Here is a 24,266-nt window from a genome sequence, read left to right on the forward strand (position 1 = left end):
CATGAGCAACCCGTTCGAGGACCCCGAGGGCACCTACCTGGTCCTGGTCAACGACGAGAACCAGCACAGCCTGTGGCCGGACTTCGTGGACGTGCCCGCGGGCTGGCGGGCGGTCCACGGACCCGGGTCGCGGCAGTCCTGCCTGGACCACGTCGAGGCGAACTGGACCGACATGCGGCCGCGCAGCCTGGCCGAGTCGATGGACGGCTGACACAGGGCACACGAGAGGGGGGCCGGTCGGTGACCGGCCCCCCTCTTCGCTGCCCGATTCCCCCGCCCGCGTCAGGACACGGGCTGCTCCACCTTGGTGTCCGTCTTGCCGTCGACGGCCGCCGCCAGCTGCGGGGCCAGCCGCTCGACCACGTACGGCAGGCTGAGGACCGAGACGAAGGACGTGGCGTTGCCGTAGTCGCTGGTCTCGTTCACGAAGACCTCGCGGCCCTCCTTCACGACGCCCAGGTCCTTGTACGAGGCGTCCTTGTGCAGCTTCGCGGCGTCCTTGACCGGGTCGCCGACGATCCACACGATGGCGTCCTGGTCGAGCAGGTCGGTGCGCTCCTTGCTGATGTTGGCGCCGAACTGGTCACCGATCGCCTTGTCCAGGTCCTTCGGCAGGGTGAAGCCGAGACCGGTCAGCAGCCGGGAGCGGGCGTCCTCGCTGCCGAAGACGAACATGCCCTCGTACGGGGTGGCCATGACCGCCGTCGCGCCCTTGAACGCCGGGTACTTGTCGGCGGCGGCCCTGATCTTCGCCTCGGTGCCGGCGACCGCCTCGGTGGCCTCCTTCTCCTTGCCGAGCGCCTTGCCGATCGTCTCCGTCTGCTCCTGCCACGGCACGCCGTAGTCGTTGTACGCCTTCGGCTGGGCGACCACGGGCGCGAACTTGGACAGCGACTCGTACTGCTCCTTGGTGAGTCCGCCGTACACCGCGAGGATCAGATCGGGCTTGAGCGCGGCGATCTTCTCCACCTGCGGGCCCGTGCCGGTGTCCTTGAGGACGGTCGGCGCCTTCGCGGAGCCGAGCTTGTCCTCGGCCCAGGGGCCGATGGCACCCTTGTAGCCGCCGAGCCATTCGGTGGTGCCGACGGGGACCTTGCCGAGGGCGAGGACCGCGTCCTGGTCGGTGAGGCCGACGGTGACGATCCGCTCGGGCTCGGCCTTGATCGTGGTGCTGCCGTACTTGTGGTCGATGGAGACCGGGAAGGCGGACTCGCCGGAGGAGGTGCTCGCCTTCGCGCCGGTGTCCGACGTGTCGGAGTCCGAGTCGCCGCCGCCGCACGCGGTGGCGAGGAGCAGGGTGGCGGAGGCGAGCACGACGGCGAGTCGTGGCGCTCTGCGGGAGCGGAACATCAGAGGTCCTTCGGTTCGGGTTCCTGTGGAGCGATGCGTGTGGGGGTCTCGGGGGCCGGCCGGGGGCCGGTGTCGCGGGCGTCCGACCACGCCGACCAGAGGGCGGCGTAGGGGCCGCGCGCGGCGCGGAGTTCGTCGTGGGTGCCGCTCTCGACGATCCGGCCGGCCTCCATGACGACGACGCGGTCGGCGGTGGCGGCCTGGCTGAGGCGGTGGGCGACGATCAGCGCGGTCCGGCCGTCTATGGCGCGGGCGACCGCCTTCTCCAGCGTGCGGGCTCCGGCGCTGCCCGCCTCGGCGGTGGCCTCGTCGAGGATCACCAGGGGCGAGTCGGCGAGGATCAGCCGGGCCAGGGCGAGGGCCTGCGTCCGCTCGCCGCTGAGCCGGTGGCCGCCGTCGCCGACCACCGTGGCGAGCCCGTCGGGCAGGGCCTCGGCCCAGGCGAGGGCGTCGACGCGGTCGAGCGCGGCGCGCAGTTCGTCGTCGGAGGCGTCGGGGCGGGCGAGCCGCAGGTCGTCGGCGAGGGGGCCCGCGAAGACATGGGTCTCCTGGGTGATCAGGGCGATCGTGCGGGAGGCCGCGGAGCCGAGTTCGACGGGCGGGACACCGCCCACGAGGACACTGCCGGTGGTGGGCGGCTGGATGCCCGCGACCACCTTGGCCAGGGTGGTCTTGCCCGCTCCGCTGGCACCGACCAGGGCCACGCGTTCGCCGTGGCCGACCGTCAGGTCGATGTCGTGCAGGACGGGGTGGCCGGTCCGGTAGGCGTGGCTCAGTCCCTGGACGGTGACGTCGGCGCCGCCGGTCCCGGCCGAGTGCGCCGGTACCGGGGGCACCGGTTCGTCCGTGACACCGACGAGCCGGGCGAGGCCGGCGGTGGCGGACTGGGCGTCGTCGAGGAGGGCGAGGGCCGCGTTGACGGGGCCGAACAGGTTGTGGAAGTACAGGGCGGCGGCGGTCGCCGTGCCGATGCTGGCGGAGCCGTCGCGGACCAGCCAGTAGCCGGTGATCAGGACGGCGGCCAGTCCGATGTACTCGGCGATGTGCAGTCGGCTGTAGAAGCCGAGGACGAGCCGTACGCCCCGCATGGTGAGCGCCACCACGGACCAGGAGCGTTCGGTGACCCGCTCGGTGTGCTCGCCCCCGAGGCGGAACGAGCGGACGGTGGAGCTGCCGCCGATGGTGTCGAGCATCTGCTGCTGCTGGGCGCCGGCGGCCACCCGCTGCTCGGCGTAGAGCGGGATGGCGCGGGCGACGTACCAGCGTGCGGTGGCGACCTGGACGGGGACCGCGAGCAGCGCGGCCAGCAGGAACCGCCAGTCGAGCAGCGCCATGGCGCCGAGCGTCAGGAAGATGGTGAGCAGGGAGTGGCCCAGCGCGGGCAGCGCGTTGCGGACGGCGTCGGCGATGAGGGAGACGTCGGCGGTGACCCGGGCGGTCAGGTCGCCGGCGCCTGCCTTCTCGACGCGCTCCAGCGGGAGCGTCAGGGCGCGTTCGACGAAGCGTTCGCGCAGTCGGGCCAGGGTGGTCTCGCCGAGGCGGGCGATCTGCGAGAGCCCGAACCCGGCGGTGACGCCCTGGACCACGGCGACGGCCACCAGCAGGGCCGCGGTGACGGTGATGGCGTCGGCGGAGCCCCGGTCGGCGGCCAGGTCGACGATCCGGCCCAGCAGGGGCTGCACGAGCAGACCCACAGCGGTGGAGCCCACCATCACGGTGAACGCGGACAGCGCCAGCCGCCGCTGCGGGCGCAGCAGTTCGGTGACCGCGGCCCGGGTGCGGGCGGGGGTGGCGACGGGCAGCAGTTCGGGTGCGGGGCGGTCGCCGCCGCGGGACGCGGGAACGGGGGCGGCGTCGGCGGTGTCGGATCGCCCGGCCGCACGGGGCCCGTCGTCGGCTCCCCCGGCCGTCGGCGAACCGCCCTCGTGACGACCGGTCGCCCGAGGACCGCCGTCGGCTCCCCCAGCCGCAAGGGACCCGCTGTCGGCTCCCCCGGCCGTCGGCGAACCGCCGTCAGATCCACCGGTCGTCCGGGGGGCGTCGCCCGATCCACCGGTCGTCCGGGGGTCGCCGTCGGCACGGCCGGTCATGTCGGTACCGTCGTCTGATCGCCCGGTCATGTCAGCACCGCCGTACGGTAGTCGGCGCACTCGTGGACGAGGCGCTCGTGGTCGCCGGTCGCGGTGACCCGGCCGTCGTGGAGGAGGACGGCCCGGTCGGTGACGGCGAGCAGGGCCGGGCTGTTGGTCACCAGGAGCGTGGTGCGTCCGCCGCGGACGTCCCTGATGCCGGCGGCGATCCGGGACTCGGTGACGGCGTCGACGGCGGTGGCGGGCTCGTGCACGACGAGGACCGGCGCGTCGGCGGCCAGGGCCCGGGCCAGGGCGACCCGTTGCCGCTGTCCGCCGGAGAGCGACCGGCCGCGCGCGGTGACGGGCGTGTCGACGCCGTCGGGCAGCGCGCGGGCCACCTCGTCCGTACCGGAGGCGGCCATCGCGGCGGTGACTCCGGCCGGGGCGGCCGAACCCCCGGCCGCCGCCGTGACGTTCTCCAGGACCGTGCCCTCGAACAGGTCCGCGTCGTGCTCGGCGACGAGGATGGCGGCGCGTACGTCGGCGAGGGCGAGCGCGGTCAGTGCGGTGCCGTCGAGTTCGACGGCGCCCTCGTCGGGGTCGGCCCGGCGGCCGAGGCAGCGCAGCAGGGCGGTGGCGTCGGCGGGGTCGGTGGTGGCGACGCCGACGGTCTCGCCGGGGGCGATGTCGAGGTCGAGGCCGCGCAGGGTGCCGTGGGTGAGGGCGCGGAGCGTGAGGCGTCCCTCGACGGCGTCCGTGGTGAGACCGTCCGCGGACGGGGCCTCGGACACGTCGCCGGGGGCGGCGAGGACTTCGGCGATCCGGGCGGCGGAGGCGCGGCCCTGGGCCAGTTCGGCGTTGACCCAGGCGAACTCGCCGAGCGGGCCGACGATGAACAGGGCGAGCCCGACGGAGGAGACGAGTTCACCGAGGCCGATGTCGCCGCGGGCGGCGAGGTGGCCGCCGACGAGGGCGACCACGGCGATGAGGGCGCCGGTGAGGAGGGTGACGACACCGTTCTGCCAGGCCTCCGCGCGGGCGGCGCGCAGGGTGGCGGCCAGGGAGTTCTGGCTGACGCGCCGGTACCGGTCGACGGCCGCCCGCTCGGCGCCGATGCCCTTGAGGACACGGAGTCCGGCCACCAGGTCGGCGGCGACCCCGGAGGCCTGCGCGGCGCGTTCCTGCTCGGTCTCGCTGCGTCGTTCCAGGGGCTTGCTCAGCAGGTGTCCGAGCCACAGCAGCAGCGGGGTGCCGAGGAGGACGAGCAGGCCGAGGACGACGGAGACCCGCAGCAGGGCGACCGCGCTGACCACCAGGCCCGCGGTGGCGGCGACGGCGACGATGAGGGCCATGGCGACGGCGCCGACGCGTTTGGCGTCCTCGGTGGCGATGTTGGTCAGCTCGCCCGGCAGCCGTCCCTCCTCGGCGCCGCCCTCGGGTGCGAGGACACGGCCGACGAGTTCGGCCCTGAGGTGGTGCGCGGCGGTGACGGCGGCGCGTTCACCGGCCCGCGCGCTGAAGCGGAAGCTGAAGGAGAGTCCGACGTACAGGACGGCCAGGACGCCGAGCCAGAGCAGCAGTCCGGAGGCGTCGCCGTCGACGACTCCTCGTTCGATGGCCAGTCCGATGAGCACCGGCACCAGGGCCTCGCCCGTCTGGTGTCCCATCCCCAGAACCGCGCCGAGCACGACGTCCCGACGCTGACCGCCGACCGCGCGCCACAGGACGTTCCGTCCCGGTGGGTCCGCTTTTCTCACGCAACACTCCGGACCGGTTTCGCCGACACAGGACACGTACAAGAAAACTTAGGTAAGGCTAACTACATTTGTCTTCCTGGACCAGTCCCGAAACCTCTTCGAGACCTCGCCGACCTCGCCGAACGCCGGGAGATTATCCGACTGCTCCCTCAACTGACAGACGGAACAAGGCAGTTCATCTGTACGAGTCGCCAGCGGGCGACAGCCCCGACCGGAAGGACCTGTTCGTGCTCAGCACCAGGATCACCAACGCCCATGTCGTCACCATGGATCCGGACCGCCCGGCCGCCCGGGAGATCGGGATCTGGCGGGGCCGGATCGTCGGCCTGGACGAGGACGTCGCGGGCCTCGCCGCACACCGGACGCTGGACCTGGGCGGCGCCACCGTACTGCCGGGGTTCATCGACGCCCATGTCCACCTGGCGTGGACGGGCCTGAAGGCGAAGGCGCCCAGCGTGGCGCCGAGCCGCGGCGCGGACGACGTGCTCCGCGTGGTCGCCGACGCGGTGGCGCAGGCGCCCGTCGGCGGCTGGGTGGACTTCGGCGGCTACGACCAGCGCACCCTGGACCGCCCGCTGACGGCGGCCGACCTCGACGCGGTCAGCGCCGGGCGCAAGGTGTACCTGGGCCATCTCTCCGGGCACGCCTGTCTGGTCAACTCGGCGGTGCTGAGCGGGCTCCCGGCGGAGGCGGCCCGGCCGGACGGTTTCCTCGCCGAGGGCGCCATGGGGGCGGCGCTGCGCACCCGGCCGCCGCACTCGCTCACCGACCTGGCCTCGGCGATCGAACACGCCGCCCGCGTCTGCCGGTCCGAGGGCATCACCGGAGCCGCCGAAGCGGGGGTCGGGGCCCGGCTGTTCGGGCACAGCCCCATCGAGGGCGCCGCGTACCAGCTCGCCCACGCGTCGGGGCGGCTGCCGCTGCGGGTACGGCTGATGGTGGCCGCCGACGCGCTGCGGCCGGTGGCAGCGAACGCCGAGGACACCACGAGCCGGGCGATCGACCTCGGGCTGCGCACCGGCTTCGGGGACGGCGCGCTCTCCCTCGGCGCGCTCAAGATCTTCACCGACGGCGGCATGATGGCCCGTACGGCGGCCCTCACCAGCCCCTATCTGAGCGCCGACGGCTCCGGTGCCCCCGCCGGCTCCGGTCAGCTGATGCACGAGCCCGAGACGCTGGAGAGCACGATCGTCGAGGGTCATCTCGCGGGCTGGCAGCTCGCCGTGCACGCGATCGGCGACCGGGCCCTCGATGTCGCCCTGGACGCGCTGGAGAAGGCCCAGAAGCTGAAGCCCCGCCCGGAGGCCCGGCATCGCGTCGAGCACGCGGGCCTGGTCCGTCCCGACCAGCTCCCCCGGCTGGCCGCGCTCGGCGTCACGGTGGTCATCCAGCCGAGCTTCCTGCGCCACTACGGCGACGACTACGCCACGATCATGGGCGAGGAGCGGGCGGGCTGGCTCTACCGGGGCCGGGGCTTCCTCGACCACGGCGTCCCGGTGGCCGGCAGCTCGGACCGCCCGGTGGCCGACGGCGCCCCGCTGCGGGCGATCCGGTTCATGGTGGAACGTGCCTCGGAGTCCGGCCGCCTCATCGGCCCCGCCGAGACGGTCACCGTCGAGGAGGCGCTGCGCGCGTACACCGTCGAGGCCGCCCGCGCCTGCCACTGGGAGACCGACGCGGGCAGCCTCACCCCCGGCAAGCGGGCCGACCTCGTGGTGCTGGGCGACGATCCCCGCCGGGTGGACGTGTCACGCATCGGCGACATCGAGGTGGTGCGCACCTTCGTCGAGGGCGAGGACGCGTACTGACGGCACGCGCGGGTTCGGGTCAGACGGGCGGCCGGCGGGACGGGATCGTGCGCAGGAAGTCCGCCGAGGGCACGAAGAACATCGTGCCGGTCACGGCCCGGGAGAAGTCCAGGATCGGGTCGTGACCGGCCGGGGGTTCGCCGATGAACATCTTCCGCAGCATGGCCTCGGGGACCTCGGGGTCCCGGGCGTAGGCGATGAAGTACGTGCCGAACTCGCCCTGTCCGGGCCTGCCGAAGGGCATGGCGGCGCGCAGTATGCGCCGCTCGGTGCCGTCCGGGCCGACGAGGGTGTTGACGTCGACGTGCGAACCCTCCACGTCCAGCTCCAGGTTGGTCAGCTTGGTCCGGCCGACGACCTTCTCCTGCGCCTCGACGGGAAGCTTCTCCCAGGAGTCCACGTCGTGCAGGTACTTCTGCACGAGCACATAACTGCCGCCCCGGAAGCCGGGATCCTCGTCGCCGACGAGGACCGTCTCGGCGGCCACGCGTCCGACCGGGTTCTCGGTGCCGTCGACGAACCCGAGGAGGTTGCGGGAGTCGAAGTACGCGAAGGCCTGCACCTCGTCCACCAGGGTGACCGCGCCGCGCAGTTGCCGCATGATCTCGGCGGCCAGCGCGAAGCACAGGTCGACGCGCGCGGCCCGGATGTGGAAGAGCAGGTCGCCCGGTGTGGACACGGCCCGGTGCCGGGGTCCCGCCAGCTCCCGGAAGGGGTGCAGGGCGGCGGGCCGGGGCCCGCCGAGAAGCCGGTCCCAGGCCTCCGCGCCGATCCCGGCGACACAGCCGAGGGCGCCGTCGGGGCTGGAGAAGCCCACCGCCCGCTCCAGCCCGGCGAGTCCGGCGAGCACCCCGCGGGCCGTCGACTCCCCGCCCGGGTCGACGGTGACGACCAGGAAGACCGCGGCGGGTGTCAGCGGGCCCAGCATCGGCTGCGACAACACGTCCTCGGACACGAACGGCAGCGCCATGGCTCCCCCTCATCACATGCCACACGTGTGCCCCACGCGTGGACCACATTTCCCTCGGGACGGCTCGGACGGCCCCGGCGCCACCGGACCGCACGACCCCGTCGTCGCGCACGGCATGCCCCGGGCAGGTTCCCGCCCCCCTCACCATGCCCGGTCGGGGCGAGGACGATACCCCCTGATTCGGCCCACCCCGCAAACCATGAACAACGCCACAACTCCGCAGGTCACAAGGGTGGTTACGGAAGCAGGGGTCCATGTTGTATACGCGGGGACCGGGACGCCCAATACTGTGCGCAGACGTCACCAGGGGGCACTCGATGAAGTGGTTTCAGCGCGACCGTGCCGGACAACGGCCCGAAGTGGTACGGGAGTTCGGCGCCGACAAGAGCGACGGGCCGCCCCGGCAGGCGCCCCCGCTGCTCACGGCCGGCGGTCCGGCCCTCCAACGGCTCGGCGGCGACGGTGACGAGGTCGGCCGGCTGACCACCGGGACGGGGCCGGTCATCCTCGACATCACCCACTCGGGGACCGGGCACTTCGTGGTGGACGCCCTGGACGGACGGCTGCACTCCCAGAGCCAGCTCGTCTACACCGACGGGCCCTTCTCCTGCCGAGCCCTGGTGAACGCCGACGACCGGCCGGTGCGGGCGCTGCGCGTCCAGGCGGACGGACCGTGGACCGTCGACGTCAGCCCGGTGTCGAGCGCGCTGCCCTGCGAGGCCCCCGCGCGGCGCCCCGCGTCGGACGTGCTGCGCCACACCGGCGGCCCCGCGATCGCGTCTCTCCGCTACGAGGGCGATCCACGGTCCGACGACGGCGGCTACTTCCTCGTGGACACCTTCGAACCGGACGGCACCGGCTTCCTCGACGAGCTGGCCAATCATGTCGGCCCCTGGCACGGCGAGGCCCCGCTCACCGGCCCCTGTCTCATCTACGCCCGCTCCGACGGCCCCTGGTCCCTCACCGTCCGCCCTCTCACATAAACGGATGACCTGCTCTTACTTCGGTAGGGTTGCCCTGAGGACTCCCTGTGACCGCCGCGTGCCCGGGGACGTCGGACCGTACGCGGAGGGGGAACCGCACTCATGACCGCAGTGCCCGAACCCGGGGCCGCAGAGCCCCTGGTGGCACGGGAGGCCGAACTCGCCCGGCTCTCGGGGATCGTGGAGGCTCTGGAGAACGGCCGGGGATCGGTGGTGGAGATCACCGGGGAGCCCGGTATCGGCAAGACCCGTCTCGCTCTGGCCCTCGTGGAGTTCGCCGCGCGCCGCGGCCTCCCGGTCACACGGGCGCACGCCGTACGCGACGGCTCCGCCCCGTTCCAGGTGTTCCGCGACGCCTGGGAGGCCCGGCGGGGCTTTCCCCGGCCCGTCGGCGGCCGTGCGCAGCCGTTCGCCGAGGTCCGCGACCGGCCCGCCCAGTGGGCCGCGGGCGGGGTCCTGGTGCTGGACGACGTCCACTGGTGCGACCCCGCGTCGACGGCGACGCTGGTCCGGCTGGTCCGTTCCGTGGTGTCCCGCCCGTTCGTGCTCGCCCTGGCCCACCGCCCCCGGCAGACCTCGCCCGAGCTGCGGGAGGCCCTGGAGGACGGGGTACGGGCGGGCAGGGTGACACGGATCGAGCCCGGCCCGCTCGGCACGGAGGCCGTGGCCGCGCTGCTCGCCGGGCGGGGCGCGGCCCCGGGTGACGCACCGCACGGGCACGCCCCCGCCGAACGCCGGGAGTTCGCCGACCGGATGGGCAGCGCGGCCGGAGGCAATCCACGCCATCTGCGGCTGCTGCTCGCGGCCGACTGGCGCCCCGGCCTGTGGCCGGACCGTCCGGGAACGGACACCGAGGGGCTGCTCCGGGAGGCCAAGCCCCTCGTCGCCGAACTCGACGCGCTGACCTCGCGGGCGTCGACGGCGATGTCGGCGGCGGCGGTCCTCGGCACCCCGTTCCGGCCGCAGGACGTGGCCCAGGTCTCCGGGCTGGGACTGGACGGCACTCTCGACGTGCTCGCCGAACTGGAGCGATCGGACCTGGTACGGCCGGCCGGCGCGGGCGGTCTGCGGTTCCGCCACCCCGTCCTCGGCCATGTCGCGTACGAGCGGGCCGGGCTGTCCTTCCGGCTGCGCGCCCACCGCCGGGCCCTGGAGCTGGTCACGGCCCGGGGCGGCCGGGCCGCCGAACGGGCCCGGCACGCCGAGCACCTGCTCGGCACGGATGCGGCGGGCGCCGCGCGCACCCTGGCCGAGGGAGCCGAGGAGATCGCCGCGCGGAGACCGGCGACCGCGGCCCGCTGGTACCGCCTGGCGCTGGAGTCCCTGCCGGACGGGGACGGGGACCCGGCCGACAGGACCGCGCTGGAACTCGCCTGCTGCCGCGCCCTGAACGCCTCGGGACGGCCGGAGGACGCCCGCGCCCGCGCGCACGAGTTGCTGGGGGATCCGCGCGCCGGCCTCACCGAGAGCCAGTCGCTGCAGGCGCACACCGTCTGGGCCGACGCCGAACGGCGGCTCGGCCGGTACAAGGAGGCGACGGCCGTCGTCGGCGCCGCGCTCGCCCTGCTGCCCCGGCCGCTGCCCGATCCGCTGCCCGCGGAGGCCGTCCGGCTCGCCATCGAGTACGGGCTGGTCCATGTGGTCCGCGGGACGCACGACGAGGCGCGCGTCCTGCTCCGGGAGGCCGCGTCGGCGGCGGGCGCCGCCGATCGCGGGGACCGCACGGTGCTGCGCGTCCTGTCCGCGCTCTGCGCCGTCCACGCGGGCGACGTCGACGAGGCCGGCCCCGAGATCACCCGGTGCGCGCGGCTGGTGGACGCGCTGCCGGACCCGATCGCCGGCCGGACCCCGGAGACGCTCGCCCTGCTCGGCTGCGCCGAGCTGTACCTGGAGCGGTTCTCGGACGCGGCCCGCCATCTGGGCCGGGGACTGGAGACCGCCGACTCGGACGCGCAGCGGCCGATCCTGATGCACCGGCTGCTGGCCCTCGCCATGGTCGAGCAGTGGACCGGTCGGCTGGAGGCCTCCGAACGCCGGGCCCGGGAGGTCGAGACCGTGGCGGGCGCGCTCGGTGCCGAGGGCGCGGTCACCCTGGCGCGGGCGATGCGCACGACGGCGCTCGTCTGGTCCCGAGGCCAGGAGTACGCGGCCGAGGCCGTGGCACTGGTGGAGGCGGCGACCACGGTCGCCCCGCCCGGCCGGAGCTGGTGGGCCACCTCGGCGACGGGCCTGCTGGCGCAGGCACGGCTGCTCGCCGGTGACGCCGCCGGCTGCCGGCGGACCCTGCTGGAGGGCATGGGCGGTACGGAGGTGCCGCTGGTGCGCCCGTTCTCCCGGCCGTTCGTGCTCGCCCTGCTGGCGACGGCCACGCTGGAGTGCGGTGACCGGGAGGAGGCCGAGCGACTGGTCCGGGCCGCCGAGGCGGCGGCCGGCCGGCTCGGGCTGCCGGTGCAGGAGGCGTACGCGCGGGAGGCCCGGGCGCGGCTCCACCAGGCCGACGGTGAACACGACGCGGCGGCCAAGCTGTTCGTCCTGGCCGCCCAGGCGTTCCGGGCCTCGGACATGCCGGTGCAGTACGCCTGGGCGCTGGCCGTCGGCGCCCCCTCGCTCGCCGCGGCCGAGGGCCGGGCGGAGGCGCTGCGCCGCCTGGACGTGGCCGAGACGGTCGCCCGTTCCTGCGGGGCGCGGCTGGTGCGGGAGCGGGTGGCCGGCCTGCGGACCGTCCTGTCCGAGAGCGACCCGGCCGCGCACGCGCTCGGCACGCTCAGCGACCGTGAACGCGAGATCGCCGAACTCGCCGCGGAGGGGCTGCGCACCCGTGACATCGCCGAGCGGCTCTTCCTCAGTCCGCGCACGGTGGAGACCCATCTGTTCCGGGTCTACCGCAAGCTCGGCGTCTCGTCCCGGCTCACCCTGTCCGCGCTGCTGCGCGCGGCCGGGTAGCGCGCAGGGGCCGGCACCCGCTCCCGGCCCCCGTGCCTCCCCCCGCTACGCGGCGGAGGCCGGTGCCTCCGCCGCGCTCGGCTCCCGCTCCTCGGGGCCGGCGTCGGTGGCGGCGACCCGTGCGGCGGGGATGAACACGGCGACCGCGGCGGCGACCAGGGCGGCGCCGCCGCCGATCATCAGACCGGTGCGGAAGCCGTCCTCCGAGGGCAGGCTGAAGCCGCCGAGGGTGGTGGTCATCTGGGCGAGCACCACACCGACCACGGCGGCGGCGGTGGAGGTGCCGAGCGCGCGCATCAGCGTGTTGAAGCTGTTGGCGGAGGCGGTCTCGGACAGCGGCACGGTGCTCATGATCAGCGCGGGCATGGCGCCGTAGGCGAGGCCGACGCCGGAGCTGACGACGAGGGAGACGATCAGCAGGCCCCAGGTGGTGCCCATCAGCGCGAGCGACAGACCGTATCCGGCGCCGATCACCAGGGAGCCGGTGACCAGGGTGAACTTGGGGCCGCGGGCGTTGGTGAGCTTTCCGCCGAGCGGGGAGAGCGCCATCATCATCAGCCCGGCCGGGGCCATCCACAGCGCCATGCCCAGCATCGACTGCCCCAGACCGTAGCCGGTGGCCTCAGGCAACCTCAGCAGCTGCGGAGTGATCAGCGACTGCGCGTACATGCCGAAGCCGACGAGGACCGAGGCGACGTTGGTCAGCAGCACGCGCGGGTGGGCGGTGGTGCGCAGGTCGACCAGTGGCTCACGGGTGCGCAGTTCCCACAAGCCCCAGGACACCAGCAGGACGGCGGCGCCGGCGAAGAGGCCGAGTGTCGTCGCCGAGCCCCAGCCCCAGTCCGCGCCCTTGGACACGGCGAGCAGCAGGCACACCACACCGCCGCCGAGGGCGAGGGCGCCGAGGTAGTCGAAGCGCTGGCCCTTGGCGCCGGCCGGGGTCTCGGGGACGAGGAACCAGATCATGGTGGTGACGGCGACGGCCAGGCCGGCCGCTCCCCAGAACAGCACCCGCCAGCTGGCGTACTGGGCGACGGCGGCGGCGATCGGCAGGCCGAGACCGGCGCCGATGCCCAGGGAGGCGCTGACCAGGGCGATGGAGCCGCTGAGCTTCTCCGGCGCGATGACGTCGCGCAGCAGGCTGATGCCGAGTGGGACGACGCCCATGCCGATGCCCTGGAAGCCCCGGCCGACGATCATCGGTACGACGGTCGAGGACAGGGCGCACACCACCGAGCCGATGATCAGCGGGGCGCAGCAGACCAGCAGCATGCGGCGCTTGCCGTAGAGGTCGCCGAGCCGTCCGCCGACGGGGCCGAAGACCGCGCCCGTCAGCAGGGTCGCGGTGATCACCCAGGTGGCGTTCGCCGCACTGGTGTCCAGGATCGTGGGCAGGTCGGTGAGCAGCGGGGTCACCAGGGTCTGCATGATCGCGGCGACGATGCCCGCGAGCGCCAGCGTCGCGATGACACCACCCGGGCGGGTGGCGGGCGGTGGGTTGGCCGTCAAGGGGTTCCTCCGTGCGATGTACCGGCGACGGGGCATACGTCATGCACCTGGCGTGCAGCATACCTGCCCCATGCATCGAGCATGTCTCGTGCATGATGCACATCGCGGGGGTGCTGCCGGGTCCGGCGGGGCGGTCGCGCCGGGATGGAAGGATCGCCCTGGCCGTGTCCGCAACGAGGAGGTAGGCGACCGTGGAAGATCCGACGCGCCGGGTCGAGTACGAGAACATGCTGCTCGGGCGTTACCAGCATCTGAGCCAGAGCAAGGGGCGCCGCAAGGACTCCACGCTGGAACGCAGCGCGTACATCCTCCTCAGCCGCATCCGTGTCGAGGGGCCGATGTCGATCGGCGAGCTGAGCGACGCCTTCGGTCTGGACGCCTCCACCCTCCGCCGGCAGACCGCCGCAGCGCTGCGGGCCGGGCTGGTCGAGCACACGCTCGACCCGGAGGGCGGGGTGGCGCGGAAGTTCCGTATCACCGAGGAGGGCGAGCGTCGGCTGGACGAGGAGCGGGAGGGCAACGTCCGCAGCCTCGCCATGGTGCTGGAGGGCTGGTCCGAGGAGGACATCACCGGCTTCGCGGACTACCTCGAACGCTTCAACACGAGCATCGAGCGGCTGCACGGCAAGACCTGGCCGCGCCCGTAGCCGCCGGCCCCGTGCCGGGTAGCCTCGGGGACATGCGGATCTCCGTCTCCTCGGACATGGACGAGCCCGTCGCCCGCCTCCTCCTCGCGGAGTTGCGCGCCCGGGGCCACGAAGTAGTGACGTACGGCGCGCTGCGTGCCGGTGACGACGCCCGGTGGGCGGTCTGCTCGGCGGCCGCGGCGCGCGAGGTCGCCTCCGGCGCGGCGGACCAGGCCGTCGTGTGCTGCTGGACGGGCACCGGCGCGTCCATCGCCGCGAACAAGGTGCCCGGCGTACGGGCGGCCCTGTGCACGGACGCGTACACGGCGGACGGCGCGCGCCGCTGGAACGACGCCAACGTCCTGGCGATCGGGCTGCGGCTGACCTCCGGGCCCCTGCTCAAGGAGATCCTGGACGCCTGGTTCGCGGCCGGGGCCAGTGACGACACCGAGGACCGGGAGAACGTGGTCCATGTGGAGCGGCTCGACGTCAACCGGGGTACGGGCCGGGCCTGATGAACACGGGCTCGGCCCACGACGGCGGCTCCGGTGGCGCCTCGGGCGGCCCGGACGCCTTCGGCGCGGTGGTGGCCCGGGTCGGCGTGCGCCCGGGCGGGAGGCCGTGTCCCGTGTCCACCGCCCGGAGCGCGGCCACGAAGGACAGACAGGAGTCGTACCGGTCGTCCGGCGACTTGGCCAGCGCCGTCGCCATCACGCGGTCCACCGCCGGCGGCAGGTCGGGCCGCCCGCCGGTCAGCGGGGGCGGCTCGTCGTACTGATGGGCCCACAACAGGGCCATGTCGTCGTCCCGTTGGAACGGCGGGCGGCCCGCGAGGGTCTCGTGGACGACACAGGCGAGGCTGTAGACGTCGCAGCGGCCGTCGACGGGCTTGCCGGAGATCTGCTCCGGGGCCACGTAGTCGAGCGTGCCCACGAACTGGCCGACGCTGGTGAACCCGGTGAGCGACAGCGACTTCTTCGTCAGGCCGAAGTCGGTGAGATAGACGTGCTCGGGGTGGTCGCTGTCGGTGCCCTGGGCGACCAGGATGTTGCCGGGCTTCACGTCCCGGTGCACCAGCCCGTGGTCGTGCGCGGCGTCGAGCGCGGAGGCGACCTGGGCGGCGATCCGGGTGGCGGTGGTGACCGGCAACGGGCCCTCCCGGTCCAGGAGGTGCCGCAGATCGCTGCCCGCGACGTACCGCATGGCGATGTAGAGGACGCCGTCCGTCTCGCCCGCCTCGAAGACGGGCACGATGTGCGGATGGTCGATCGCGGCGGCCACCCGTGACTCATGGGTGAAGCGGCGCCGGAAGGTGTCGTTGCGGGCCAGTTCCGGGGCGAGCAGCTTCAGCGCGACGGTCCGCTCCAGCCGCAGGTCCAGGGCCTGGTAGACGACCGCCATACCCCCGCGGCCGATCTCGCGTTCGATGCGGTAGTCCGCGATCTGCCGCCCGACCAGCTCGGAGGGACGCCCGGCGTACGGCTGGGTGTCACTCATCGCGGGTCACCGGCGGCACCAGCCGGGTGGGTTCGTCGTCGCCCGACCCGTGCTCGGCCGGTCCGTGTCCGGGATCCTGCACGACACGGGTCGGCTCCGGCGTCGGGGCCGCGACCGGCGGCACCCGCGGGGCGGCCGGTGTCCCGTGCGGTCGCTCGCCCACGGCGAACGTGCTCAGCCGGGTCCCGTCGCAGTACACCCACCGCTCGTGCGCGGCGTCGAACAGCCACAGCGACTCGCCGTCGACGACGAGGCCGATCCGCAGCCCCTTCGTCCGCTCCCGGAAGGCCTCCCCGTCGCGATGCCCGGCGGCCAGCGCCTCCGCCTCGGTCCGGTAGCGGCTCAGGGCCTCCTCGGCACGGGCGAGCAGCGGGCGCGGGTCGGCCGTACGCGCGGCGTCCGCACCGGCGGCGGGCGGGTCCTGGGGTACGGCGACCAGGAGACGGCCGTCGACCCACGCGGACCAGCCGTTGGCGCACAGGACCCGGCCCCAGTCACCGCGCCGCTCCAGGAGCTGGACCGGCAGCAGCGCGTCGAGGGCTACCGTGGGCTGCGACTGGTCGGGGGCGTCCCACGCGGACTGGCCGCCCGGCGGGACGACATGGGTGGGGAGGAAGCCGGGGGTCGTCATCGCGGCTACTTCCGCATCACCGCGGGTTCGCGGCGCCGCAGCAGCCGGGCCACGAGCCAGCCGCAGAGCAGTGACAGGACGACGAGCATCCCCAGGTCGAGGAGCCACACGCCCGCCGAGTGCGCGAACAGCGGGTCCGAGGTGTCGGGGACGATCCGTTCGAGGTCGATCGTGCCGGCCATCGCGGCGAACGCCCACCGCGACGGCACCAGCCACGCCAGCTGTTCGAGGACGACCGTGCCCCGTACGTCCAGCAGCGCGCCGCAGAACACCACCTGGACGATGGCGAGGAGCACCAGCAGCGGCATGGTGACCTCCTCCTTGCGGACCAGCGCGGAGACGACCAGGCCGAGCATCATCGCGGTGAACGCGAGCAGCGCGACGGCGATCGTGATCTCGACTAGGGGCGGCAGCAGCACGCCTTCGCCGCCGGGGGCACTGAGGTCGACGCCGAGCAGGGCGACCAGGGTGAGGACGACGGCCTGGAGGACGGTGACGGTGCCGAGGACGACGACCTTGGACATCAGATACGCGGATCTGGACAGCCCGACGGCCCGTTCGCGCTGGTAGATGACGCGTTCCTTGACCAGTTCGCGCACGGCGTTGGCCGCGCCCGTCAGCACCCCGCCGACGCACAGGATGAGCAGCGCGTTCATGGCGGTCTCCCGGTCCAGAGTGCCGCCCGCGAGGGCCCTGGCCATCGCGCCCATCACGAACGGCAGCGCGATCATGATGGCGAGGAAGGTGCGGTCGGCGCCGAGCGCGGCGGTGTACCGGCGGACCAGGGTGCCCAGTTGGGCCACCCAGCTCTGCGGTTTGGGCGGCGGCGGCGCCGCGGCGACCGGTTCCGGGTCGGGGAGGTACGGCTGTGCCATGGCGGCGGTGACGTACTGCCGCCGGAACGGCGAGTCGCGGTACTCGCCCGCCCAGTCCCGCTCCCGGTCCCGTTCGAAGGCCTCGAAAGCCTCCGGCCACTGCTCGAAGCCGAAGAAGGCGAGGGTGTCGTCCGGCGGCCCGTAGTAGGCGACCCGGCCGCCGGGCGCGAGGACGAGGAGGCGGTCGCAGACGTCGAGGCTGAGGACGCTGTGGGTGACGACGATGACGGTGCGGCCGTCGTCGGCGAGACCGCGCAGCATGTGCATCACCGAGCGGTCCATGCCGGGGTCGAGCCCGGAGGTCGGTTCGTCCAGGAACAGCAGGGAGGGTTTCGTCAGCAGTTCCAGGGCGACGCTGACCCGTTTGCGCTGGCCGCCGGAGAGGCTGTGGATGGGCTGGCGGGCACGCTGTTCGAGGCCCAGTTCACGGATCACCTCGTCGACCCGGGCCTGCCGCTCGGCCTTGGCGGTGTCCTGCGGGAAGCGGAGTTCGGCGGCGTAGGACAGGGCCCTGCGGACGGTCAGCTGGGCGTGCAGGATGTCGTCCTGCGGGACCAGGCCGATGCGCTGGCGCAGTTCGGCGTAGTCGCGGTAGAGGTCGCGGCCGTCGTAGAGGACCGTGCCGCTGTCGGCGGGGCGCTGCCCGGTCAGGGCGTTCAGGAGGGTGGACTTGCCGGCGCCGCTCGGGCCGACCACGGCGAGGAGGCACTTCTCGCCGACCGGAAACGACACCCCGTCCAGCAGCGTCTTGCGGCCCCGGTCGACGGCGACGGTGAGTTCCTGGACATCGAGGGACACCTCGCCGGTGTCCACGTACTCCTGCAGTTCGTCGCCGACCAGGCAGAACGCGGAGTGTCCGATGCCGACGATGTCACCGGGAGTGACCGGGGCCCGGTCGACGGGCGTGCCGTTCAGGAAGGTGCCGTTGTGGCTGCCGAGGTCGACGATCTCGTAGGTGCCTTCGGGCCGCGCCCGTAGCTCGGCGTGCCGGCGGGAGACGACGAGGTCGTCGATGACCAGGTCGTTGTCGGACGCGCGGCCGATGCGGACGGTCCGCTCGGGCAGCGGGCGGACGCTGGTGGGCTGCCGGAAGGTGCCGGTGGCGGCGGGGGTCAGGACTCCGGAGGGCCGCTCGGCGGACCGCTCGGGGGTGCGGCCGGTGAGGACCGCGCGGGGTCCGTCGGGGAGGCTCCCGAAGTGGATCACGGTGCCGGGGCCGACGTCCCACTCGTGGATGCGGTGGCCGTCGGCGTACGTGCCGTTGGTGCTGTTCTCGTCCTCGATGGTCCAGTGGTCCGCCTCGGCGCGCAGCACCGCGTGGTGCCAGGAGACCCGGTCGTCGTCGAGGACGACGTCGCTGAGCGGGTCACGGCCCACGTGATAGGCGTGGGACGGGGTCATCACGGTGGAGCCCGACTCGGTCTCCAGCACGAGTTCGGGCGCAGTCGGCGCGATCGACCGCTCTGCCATGCCGAAAATTCTACCGATTGGCCCCGATATGCGCGCCCGACCGCTTCGGTGCGGGCCGGCCGCCGCACCGGACCGGGATCAGGCGGCGGGGGCGGCGATCCGCTGGGCGATGCGCTGCATGCGTACGGCGTCGACGGACTCCGCGAGCAGTTCGTACTCCGTGGTGTCGTCGTTCGTGGCGATCCGGACCAGGTTCCCGGCGGCCAACTCCTCGGCCACCAGGTCCTGTTGACCGTCGTCGGTGGACCAGGCGCGCAGCTGGCTCGGCACGTCCGGCACGGTGTCGGCGACCGGGACGACCGCGTTCGGGGGGAAGTGGGGATTGTCGGGTCGCGGGTCGAGGCGCTCGGCGATCCATAACGCGCGGTCGCGCATCCACCACAGCGCGAGCGCCAACGTCGGGGCGCGATAGGTACCGAGGGGCACACCGACGCGCCGGCCGTCGCACCAGCCGTACGCGGTGACATGGCACAGGAATTCGTCGTGCACGCTTCGCTCCCCCGGTCGCACCGCCGACCCGCCCGGCCCCGCTCGCCGCGCGGACTCACTCTCGCCTCGCAGATGTGCTGGTCGTGCAGATCCGACGATCGAGCGTTACGCACAGTGACATGGTGAACGCGCACGGGTGCGCGTTCGTTCATGACTCAATCGCCCTGTCAGTCGAGTATCGACACTCCTGACCCTCTGTCACCATGCCAATTCAGCCAGTCTCCTGGCATATGCGAGCGCGCGATTGGCCGAAACACTGCGAAGGCCCCTCCGACCGGGCCTTCTGCGAGCCCCGGAGACGACCTCCGAGGTGATCGACGTCCGCCGAGAGATCCGGGCATCGTGTGCGGTACCGGCGGTACCGGGGCGAGAAGCCGACGGGCGGCTCCGGATCCGGTCCCGACGCCGGTCCCCGTTCCATACGGATGTCCTCGCCGAAGGGTTCAACGATCACGCCGCCGATTCACGACCGATTCACGACCGATTCACGGCCTCCGAGACCGCCACGGGTCGGTCGCGGCCTCGCGATGAGTTTCCCCGCTCCCGCCGGTCTCTTGTACGTGGAGGACCACCGGGAGCGGAGGAGACATCATGAGCACGCTCGACGAGCAGTTCACGGCGGAGCTGCGGAAGAGCCCCGCCCGGGGCGGCTGGACCTATCTCGTGTGGCCCGGGTCCGCCGCCTTCTTCGGCACCCGCGGCCTGGTCAAGGTCCGCGGCACGATCGACGGCCACCCCTTCCGCGGCTCTTTCATGGCCCTGGGCGACGGCACCCACAAGCTGCCCGTCAGGGCCGAGGTGCGCAAGGCGATCGGGAAGGAGGCGGGCTCGTCGGTGACCGTCCGCCTGGAGGAGCGGATCAAGGGCGACAGGCCCTAGATCTTGCCCTCGATGATCTCGTCGATGCGGGTCAGCTCGTCGTCCTCGAAGTCGAGGTTGGCGATGGCGCCGACGCTGTCCTCGATCTGGCGGGCGCTGCTCGCGCCGACGAGGGCGGAGGTGACCCGGCCGCCGCGCAGCGTCCAGGCCAGGGCGAGCTGGGCGAGGGTCTGACCACGGGACTTCGCGACGCCGTCCAGCGCGCGCAGCCTGCCGACCAGGTCCTCGGTGACGGCGTCGGAGTTCAGGAAGGGGCTGTCGCTCGCCGCGCGGGAGCCCTCCGGGATGCCGTCGAGGTAGCGGGAGGTCAGCAGGCCCTGCTCCAGCGGGGAGAAGACGATGGAGCCGACCTGGAGCTCGTCGAGGGCGTCGAGCAGGCCCTCGCTCTCGGGGCGCCGGTCGAGCATCGAGTAGCGCGGCTGGTGGATGAGGAGGGGGGTGCCCAGCTCGCCCAGGATGCGGGCGGCCTCGCGGGTCTGCTCGGCGGAGTAGTTGGAGACACCGACGTACAGCGCCTTGCCCTGCTGGACCGCCGAGTGCAGCGCGCCCATCGTCTCCTCCAGCGGAGTCTGAGGGTCGGGGCGGTGCGAGTAGAAGATGTCGACGTAGTCCAGGCCCATGCGCTTCAGGCTCTGGTCGAGCGAGGAGAGCACGTACTTCCGGGAGCCCCACTCGCCGTACGGGCCGGGCCACATCAGATAGCCGGCCTTGCTGGAGATGATCAGCTCGTCACGGTACGGCGCGAAGTCCGCCTTGAGCGCCTCGCCGAGGGCGGACTCGGCGGAGCCGGGCGGCGGGCCGTAGTTGTTGGCCAGGTCGAAGTGGGTGACGCCCAGGTCGAAGGCGCGGCGCAGGATCGCGCGCTGGGTCTCGACGGAACGGTCGGGGCCGAAGTTGTGCCACAGGCCGAGTGAGAGCGCGGGAAGCTTCAGACCGCTGCGTCCGGTGCGCCGGTAGGGCATGTCCGCGTAGCGGTCGGGGTGTGCGGTGTACAACGCGACTCCAAAAGAGGTTGGCGCGGGGGGACCGGAGTCCCTGAGAACCGGTGTCCACTCTTTCGCGACCTGGGGGCATTGGTCCAACAGAAGAATCCGATGGGATTCAGCGCCCGCGCTTCTCAGTGCCTACTCTTCTCAGTCATGGAACTCCGCCACCTCCAGCACTTCGTCGCGGTCGCCGAGGAGGAGCACTTCACCCGGGCGGCCGAACGGCTGCTGGTCTCCCAGTCGGGTCTGTCCGCCTCCGTCCGGGCCCTGGAGCGCGAGCTGCAGACACCGCTGTTCGTGCGCACGACCCGCAAGGTGATGCTCACCCCGGCCGGGCGGGCGCTGCTGACGGAGGCGGAGCGGATCCTCGCACAGGTGCGGTCGGCCCGGGAGGCGGTGGCCGCCGTGCAGGGCGTGCTGCGGGGCATGCTGGCGGTGGGGTCCGAGCAGTGTGTGGCGGGGCTGCATGTGGCCGGGCTGCTGGCCGCGTTCCGGCGGCGCCACCCGGATGTGGAGATCTGTCTGCGGCAGGCGGGCTCGGGCGCGCTCGCGGAGGAGGTCGCGAGCGGGCGCCTGGATCTGGCGTTCGCGGTGCGGACGGCGCAGGAGGACACCGACCAGCTGCGCGTCGTACCGCTGTCCAGCGAGCCGATGACCGTCCTGTGCCATCCGAGCCACCGCCTCGCCGCGGCCGGGGTCGCCATGACCCCGGAGGAGCTGGGCGGGGAGGTCTTCGTCGACTTCCACCCGGACTGGGGCCCGCGCCGCGCCACCGACGCGGTCTTCGCGGCGGCGGGCGTCCGCCGGGCCGTCGCCCTGGAGGTCAACGACGTGCACAGCCTCCTCGAACTGATCGACGAGAACCTCGGCATCGCCGTCGTCCCCCGCCACTTCCGGCACAAGCGCGACTCCCTCACCGCCCTGGCCGTCCGGGGCACGGGCGAGAACGTGTACGAGACGGTCGCCCTGCTGCCGCCCCCGCAGGCCACCAGCCCGGCGGCGCGGGCCCTGATGGGGCTGCTCGACCCGCCGGTGGGATGCGCCGAGATCAGCCCGTGACGGAGATCCACCGGCGGTTGATGGTGTCGTACTCGTAGCGCGGCAGTCCCTTGATCGCGGTCGTACGGAACGGGCGGCCGTTGTCGTCGATCCGGACCGTGCCGGTGCGGCCCTCGGACGACCAGTCAAGCTCCAGGTACCAGCTGCAGTCACAGGTCTCGGTGTCGGCGGAGATCATCAGCACCTCCGGGTCCTCGGCCGACACTTGGTACGGCAGGCGCACGGCCGGGATCTTCACGTCCAGGTCGGCACCGTCGACCGGGCGGGCGATCGGCCGGTCCTTGTCCAGGTCCACGTCGAAGTAGCGCGGGGTGACCCGTCCTCCGCAGCCCTGGTCCATCCCGTAGGCGTTGCCCTCGGCGGGAGCCGAGCGTCCGGCGACCCGCACACGCAGCGCGGTCAGGACGACGGCCGTGGACTTCCGCCCCTGCACCGTGACCTCCACGATCGTGTTCCGGCCGTGCACCCCCTGCTGCGTCGCGGCCCAGACCCCCGCGTCCTGCGGCGCGGGCGGCGGGGGCACCTCGCCCGGCGGCTTGGCGACGACGTAGTCGTGCCCGCAGCCGAGGTTCCAGATCTGGGAGTTCGCCGTCCAGGTGAGGGGCACTCCGGTGGCCGGGGGTCGTTGCTCCTCGGGCTCTTCGTCCTTGGTGGGGCTGCTCTCGGGCGTACCGCTCGGAGTGGGCCCGGCCGAAGGGCTCTTCGAGCCACTGGCCTTCGGGGAGGGGGACGGACTCGTGGGCGCGGTCGAGGGGCGCTGGGCTCCCGAGGTCGTCCGGGAAGGGGTCGGCTCGCCGGCCCGCGTGCTGCCGTCCGCCGCGGACCCGCCCGACGGCAGCACGGTGAGGCTGGCGAGCGTCGCGACGAGCACCGCGGCGACGGCCGCGCTGACGAGAGTGCGCCGACGACGGTGCCAGGGACGGCGCGACGGGGGCGCCGAGGGGGACACGGTGACCGGTTCGGCCGACGGGTCGACGTCGACACCGGCGGGCGCAACCGGCTCGTCGGCGTCGGCGGAGACAGCCGATACGGCGGAGACGGCGGAGACGGCCGAGTCCACGGGATCGACGGCACCGTCAGGTCGGACCGTTACGGCCGAGTCAGCCGGATCAGCCGAATCAACGGGATCGGCTGAATCAGCCGGATCGGCGGGATCGGCCGTATCACCGGAATCAGCCGGACGGGCAGGTTCCGGTGCCCGCGAGGCAGCCGCCCCTCCCCCACCCGTACGCGCCCGCTGCCGGGCCGCGACCGCCGGCAGCCACAGGCGGTGCAGTTCGAGCCGCTCCTCCGCCGTGGCTCCGCAGAGCGCGGCGAAACGCTCGACGGGCGCGAAGTCGAGCGGGACGGTGTCACCCGCGCAGTAGCGGTGCAGCGTCGAGGTGTTCATGTTGAGGCGGCGGGCCAACTGCCCGTAGCTGCGGTCCGTGCGTTCCTTGAGGCGTGTGAGCGACGCCGCGAACTCCCGCACCTCGTCCGGTACTGCCGACACTGTTCTCCACATCCTCCCCGTCCCGGGACGGCGTCCCAGGCACTCCCCGTACATGCACGTCAGAAGGGCTGGGATGGTTCCATGGCCGCGGATCGGCCGTCCGCCGTTGCGCTCACGCCGGGTGACGGCCCATGCTCTGTGTGTCGCCCCGACCAGGGCCGGACGGACCATCCGGCGTCGGCGGCGGCGTACACCACTCACTCATCCACGTACGCAACTCACGTACTCGTCCACGGGGGACACCCATGCCCAAGCACACCCGAGCCCGCACGCTGACCGCACTCGTCGTGGCGGGACTCACCGCGGGCTCCGCACTCGCCGCCGGCGCCGTACCGGCCACCGCCGCCGCGAAGGCGAGCAGCGCGCCGAAGTACCTGTCCGCGTCCCAGCTGCCGCCGCACCCCTCGTCCTCCTGGACGGCGGGCAAGATCGAGGACGGCGTCCCCGAGGAGCTGCAGTACTGCCTGGGCGACGCGTTCCTGGCGTACGACGTCAACCACCGCTCCTTCCGGACGGACCTGGAGACCAGTGCCCGGCAGGTGGTGGTCGTCACCGGCAGCGCCGGCAAGGCCAAGGCGCTCGCCAAGCGGCTGAACAAGGACTTCCAGGACTGTGTGAGCGAGTCCTCCGACCCGGACGTCGAGGCCGAGTACCGGGACCTCGGGACGCTGCCCGTGGAGGAGGGCGCCCGTGTCCACGGGGTGGCCACCGTGACGTCCTGGGGAGCGATGGACATCCGGCTGCTGTCCGTGGGCCGGGACGGCCGGACCGTGACCGTCGTGGACTGGGGGCAGATGGGCGGCTTCAAGGACGCGCCGGTCAAGGCCTTCAAGAAGACGACGACCACCGCCGTCAACAAGCTCTACTGAC

At 73.2% G+C, this 24,266-nt stretch carries 20 protein-coding genes; 9 read left to right on the forward strand and 11 right to left on the reverse strand.

Going from position 1 to position 24,266, the window contains the following annotated elements; translation table 11 throughout:
- Nucleotide 1: 1 nt before the first annotated feature.
- The gene (locus J8M51_RS06855) at nt 2-211 is read left to right on the forward strand and encodes an MbtH family protein (RefSeq protein ID WP_086756503.1); all 210 of its coding nucleotides are present in this window, start codon (nt 2-4) and stop codon (nt 209-211) included.
- Nucleotides 212-282: 71 nt separating this feature from the next.
- On the opposite strand, the gene J8M51_RS06860 is transcribed toward J8M51_RS06855, so the two are convergent.
- The 3 genes from J8M51_RS06860 to J8M51_RS06870 are packed head-to-tail and all read right to left on the reverse strand — an operon-like array spanning nt 283 to nt 5,179.
- The gene (locus tag J8M51_RS06860) at nt 283-1,350 is read right to left on the reverse strand and encodes an iron-siderophore ABC transporter substrate-binding protein (RefSeq protein WP_086756505.1); all 1,068 of its coding nucleotides are present in this window, start codon (nt 1,348-1,350) and stop codon (nt 283-285) included.
- Nucleotides 1,350-3,440 carry an ABC transporter transmembrane domain-containing protein gene (locus tag J8M51_RS06865; protein WP_256964894.1) on the reverse strand — a complete coding sequence of 697 codons (2,091 nt, stop codon included), beginning with the start codon at nt 3,438-3,440 and terminating at the stop codon, nt 1,350-1,352. Before J8M51_RS06865 ends, J8M51_RS06860 begins: the two co-directional genes overlap by 1 nt.
- Before the next feature lie 26 nt (nt 3,441-3,466).
- Nucleotides 3,467-5,179, reverse strand: coding sequence for an ABC transporter ATP-binding protein (locus J8M51_RS06870; RefSeq protein ID WP_086756507.1), 1,713 nt, complete (start codon nt 5,177-5,179; stop codon nt 3,467-3,469).
- A 227-nt stretch (nt 5,180-5,406) separates the two neighbouring features.
- Between J8M51_RS06870 and J8M51_RS06875 the strand changes: the two genes are divergently transcribed.
- Nucleotides 5,407-6,987 carry an amidohydrolase gene (locus J8M51_RS06875; RefSeq protein WP_086756509.1) on the forward strand — a complete coding sequence of 527 codons (1,581 nt, stop codon included), beginning with the start codon at nt 5,407-5,409 and terminating at the stop codon, nt 6,985-6,987.
- A gap of 19 nt (nt 6,988-7,006) precedes the next feature.
- Here J8M51_RS06875 and J8M51_RS06880 read toward each other — a convergent pair whose 3' ends face one another.
- A complete protein-coding gene (locus J8M51_RS06880; RefSeq protein ID WP_179203138.1) occupies nt 7,007-7,957 on the reverse strand; it encodes a Dyp-type peroxidase in 951 nt (316 codons plus the stop codon).
- 317 nt (nt 7,958-8,274) lie between these two features.
- On the opposite strand from J8M51_RS06880, the gene J8M51_RS06885 reads away from it, so the two are divergent.
- Nucleotides 8,275-8,940 carry a hypothetical protein gene (locus tag J8M51_RS06885; protein ID WP_086756511.1) on the forward strand — a complete coding sequence of 222 codons (666 nt, stop codon included), beginning with the start codon at nt 8,275-8,277 and terminating at the stop codon, nt 8,938-8,940.
- A gap of 102 nt (nt 8,941-9,042) precedes the next feature.
- On the forward strand, nt 9,043-11,883 hold the full coding sequence (locus J8M51_RS06890) for a helix-turn-helix transcriptional regulator (RefSeq protein ID WP_086756513.1): 2,841 nt from the start codon (nt 9,043-9,045) through the stop codon (nt 11,881-11,883).
- A 45-nt stretch (nt 11,884-11,928) separates the two neighbouring features.
- Here J8M51_RS06890 and J8M51_RS06895 read toward each other — a convergent pair whose 3' ends face one another.
- On the reverse strand, nt 11,929-13,392 hold the full coding sequence (locus J8M51_RS06895) for an MFS transporter (protein ID WP_086756515.1): 1,464 nt from the start codon (nt 13,390-13,392) through the stop codon (nt 11,929-11,931).
- Between the two features lie 191 nt (nt 13,393-13,583).
- Here J8M51_RS06895 and J8M51_RS06900 point away from each other — a divergent pair, with 191 nt between their 5' ends.
- Nucleotides 13,584-14,039, forward strand: coding sequence for a MarR family winged helix-turn-helix transcriptional regulator (locus tag J8M51_RS06900; RefSeq protein ID WP_086756517.1), 456 nt, complete (start codon nt 13,584-13,586; stop codon nt 14,037-14,039).
- 32 nt (nt 14,040-14,071) lie between these two features.
- Nucleotides 14,072-14,533, forward strand: coding sequence for an RpiB/LacA/LacB family sugar-phosphate isomerase (locus tag J8M51_RS06905; protein WP_086756519.1), 462 nt, complete (start codon nt 14,072-14,074; stop codon nt 14,531-14,533).
- Here J8M51_RS06905 and J8M51_RS06910 read toward each other — a convergent pair.
- The 4 genes from J8M51_RS06910 to J8M51_RS06925 form a co-directional block, all read right to left on the reverse strand.
- The gene (locus tag J8M51_RS06910) at nt 14,508-15,515 is read right to left on the reverse strand and encodes a serine/threonine-protein kinase (protein WP_086756520.1); all 1,008 of its coding nucleotides are present in this window, start codon (nt 15,513-15,515) and stop codon (nt 14,508-14,510) included. The genes J8M51_RS06905 and J8M51_RS06910 overlap by 26 nt on opposite strands.
- On the reverse strand, nt 15,508-16,146 hold the full coding sequence (locus J8M51_RS06915) for an SH3 domain-containing protein (RefSeq protein WP_086756522.1): 639 nt from the start codon (nt 16,144-16,146) through the stop codon (nt 15,508-15,510). The genes J8M51_RS06910 and J8M51_RS06915 overlap by 8 nt, the downstream gene beginning before the upstream one ends.
- 5 nt (nt 16,147-16,151) lie before the next feature.
- A complete protein-coding gene (locus J8M51_RS06920; protein WP_086756524.1) occupies nt 16,152-18,491 on the reverse strand; it encodes an FHA domain-containing protein in 2,340 nt (779 codons plus the stop codon).
- Between the two features lie 78 nt (nt 18,492-18,569).
- Nucleotides 18,570-18,980, reverse strand: a complete 411-nt coding sequence (locus J8M51_RS06925) for a hypothetical protein (protein ID WP_086756526.1) — start codon at nt 18,978-18,980, stop codon at nt 18,570-18,572.
- Between the two features lie 591 nt (nt 18,981-19,571).
- On the opposite strand from J8M51_RS06925, the gene J8M51_RS06930 reads away from it, so the two are divergent.
- Nucleotides 19,572-19,859, forward strand: coding sequence for a DUF1905 domain-containing protein (locus tag J8M51_RS06930; RefSeq protein ID WP_086756528.1), 288 nt, complete (start codon nt 19,572-19,574; stop codon nt 19,857-19,859).
- Here the strand turns inward: J8M51_RS06930 and mgrA are convergent.
- Complete coding sequence (gene mgrA, locus J8M51_RS06935) at nt 19,856-20,854, reverse strand: L-glyceraldehyde 3-phosphate reductase (RefSeq protein WP_086756530.1); 999 nt, start codon at nt 20,852-20,854, stop codon at nt 19,856-19,858. The genes J8M51_RS06930 and mgrA overlap by 4 nt on opposite strands.
- Nucleotides 20,855-20,998: 144 nt before the next feature.
- Here mgrA and J8M51_RS06940 point away from each other — a divergent pair, with 144 nt between their 5' ends.
- Nucleotides 20,999-21,904 (forward strand): LysR family transcriptional regulator, encoded by a 906-nt coding sequence (locus J8M51_RS06940; protein WP_086756533.1) that lies wholly within the window; start codon nt 20,999-21,001, stop codon nt 21,902-21,904.
- Here the strand turns inward: J8M51_RS06940 and J8M51_RS06945 are convergent.
- Nucleotides 21,894-23,396, reverse strand: a complete 1,503-nt coding sequence (locus J8M51_RS06945) for a helix-turn-helix domain-containing protein (RefSeq protein WP_086756535.1) — start codon at nt 23,394-23,396, stop codon at nt 21,894-21,896. The two genes, J8M51_RS06940 and J8M51_RS06945, sit on opposite strands and share 11 nt — an antisense overlap.
- A gap of 245 nt (nt 23,397-23,641) precedes the next feature.
- Here J8M51_RS06945 and J8M51_RS06950 point away from each other — a divergent pair, with 245 nt between their 5' ends.
- Nucleotides 23,642-24,265: a hypothetical protein gene (locus tag J8M51_RS06950; protein WP_086756537.1), complete on the forward strand. Its 624-nt coding sequence runs from the start codon at nt 23,642-23,644 to the stop codon at nt 24,263-24,265.
- Nucleotide 24,266 lies beyond the last annotated feature (1 nt).

This window comes from Streptomyces griseiscabiei (assembly GCF_020010925.1).
Taxonomy (GTDB): Bacteria; Actinomycetota; Actinomycetes; order Streptomycetales; family Streptomycetaceae; genus Streptomyces; species Streptomyces griseiscabiei.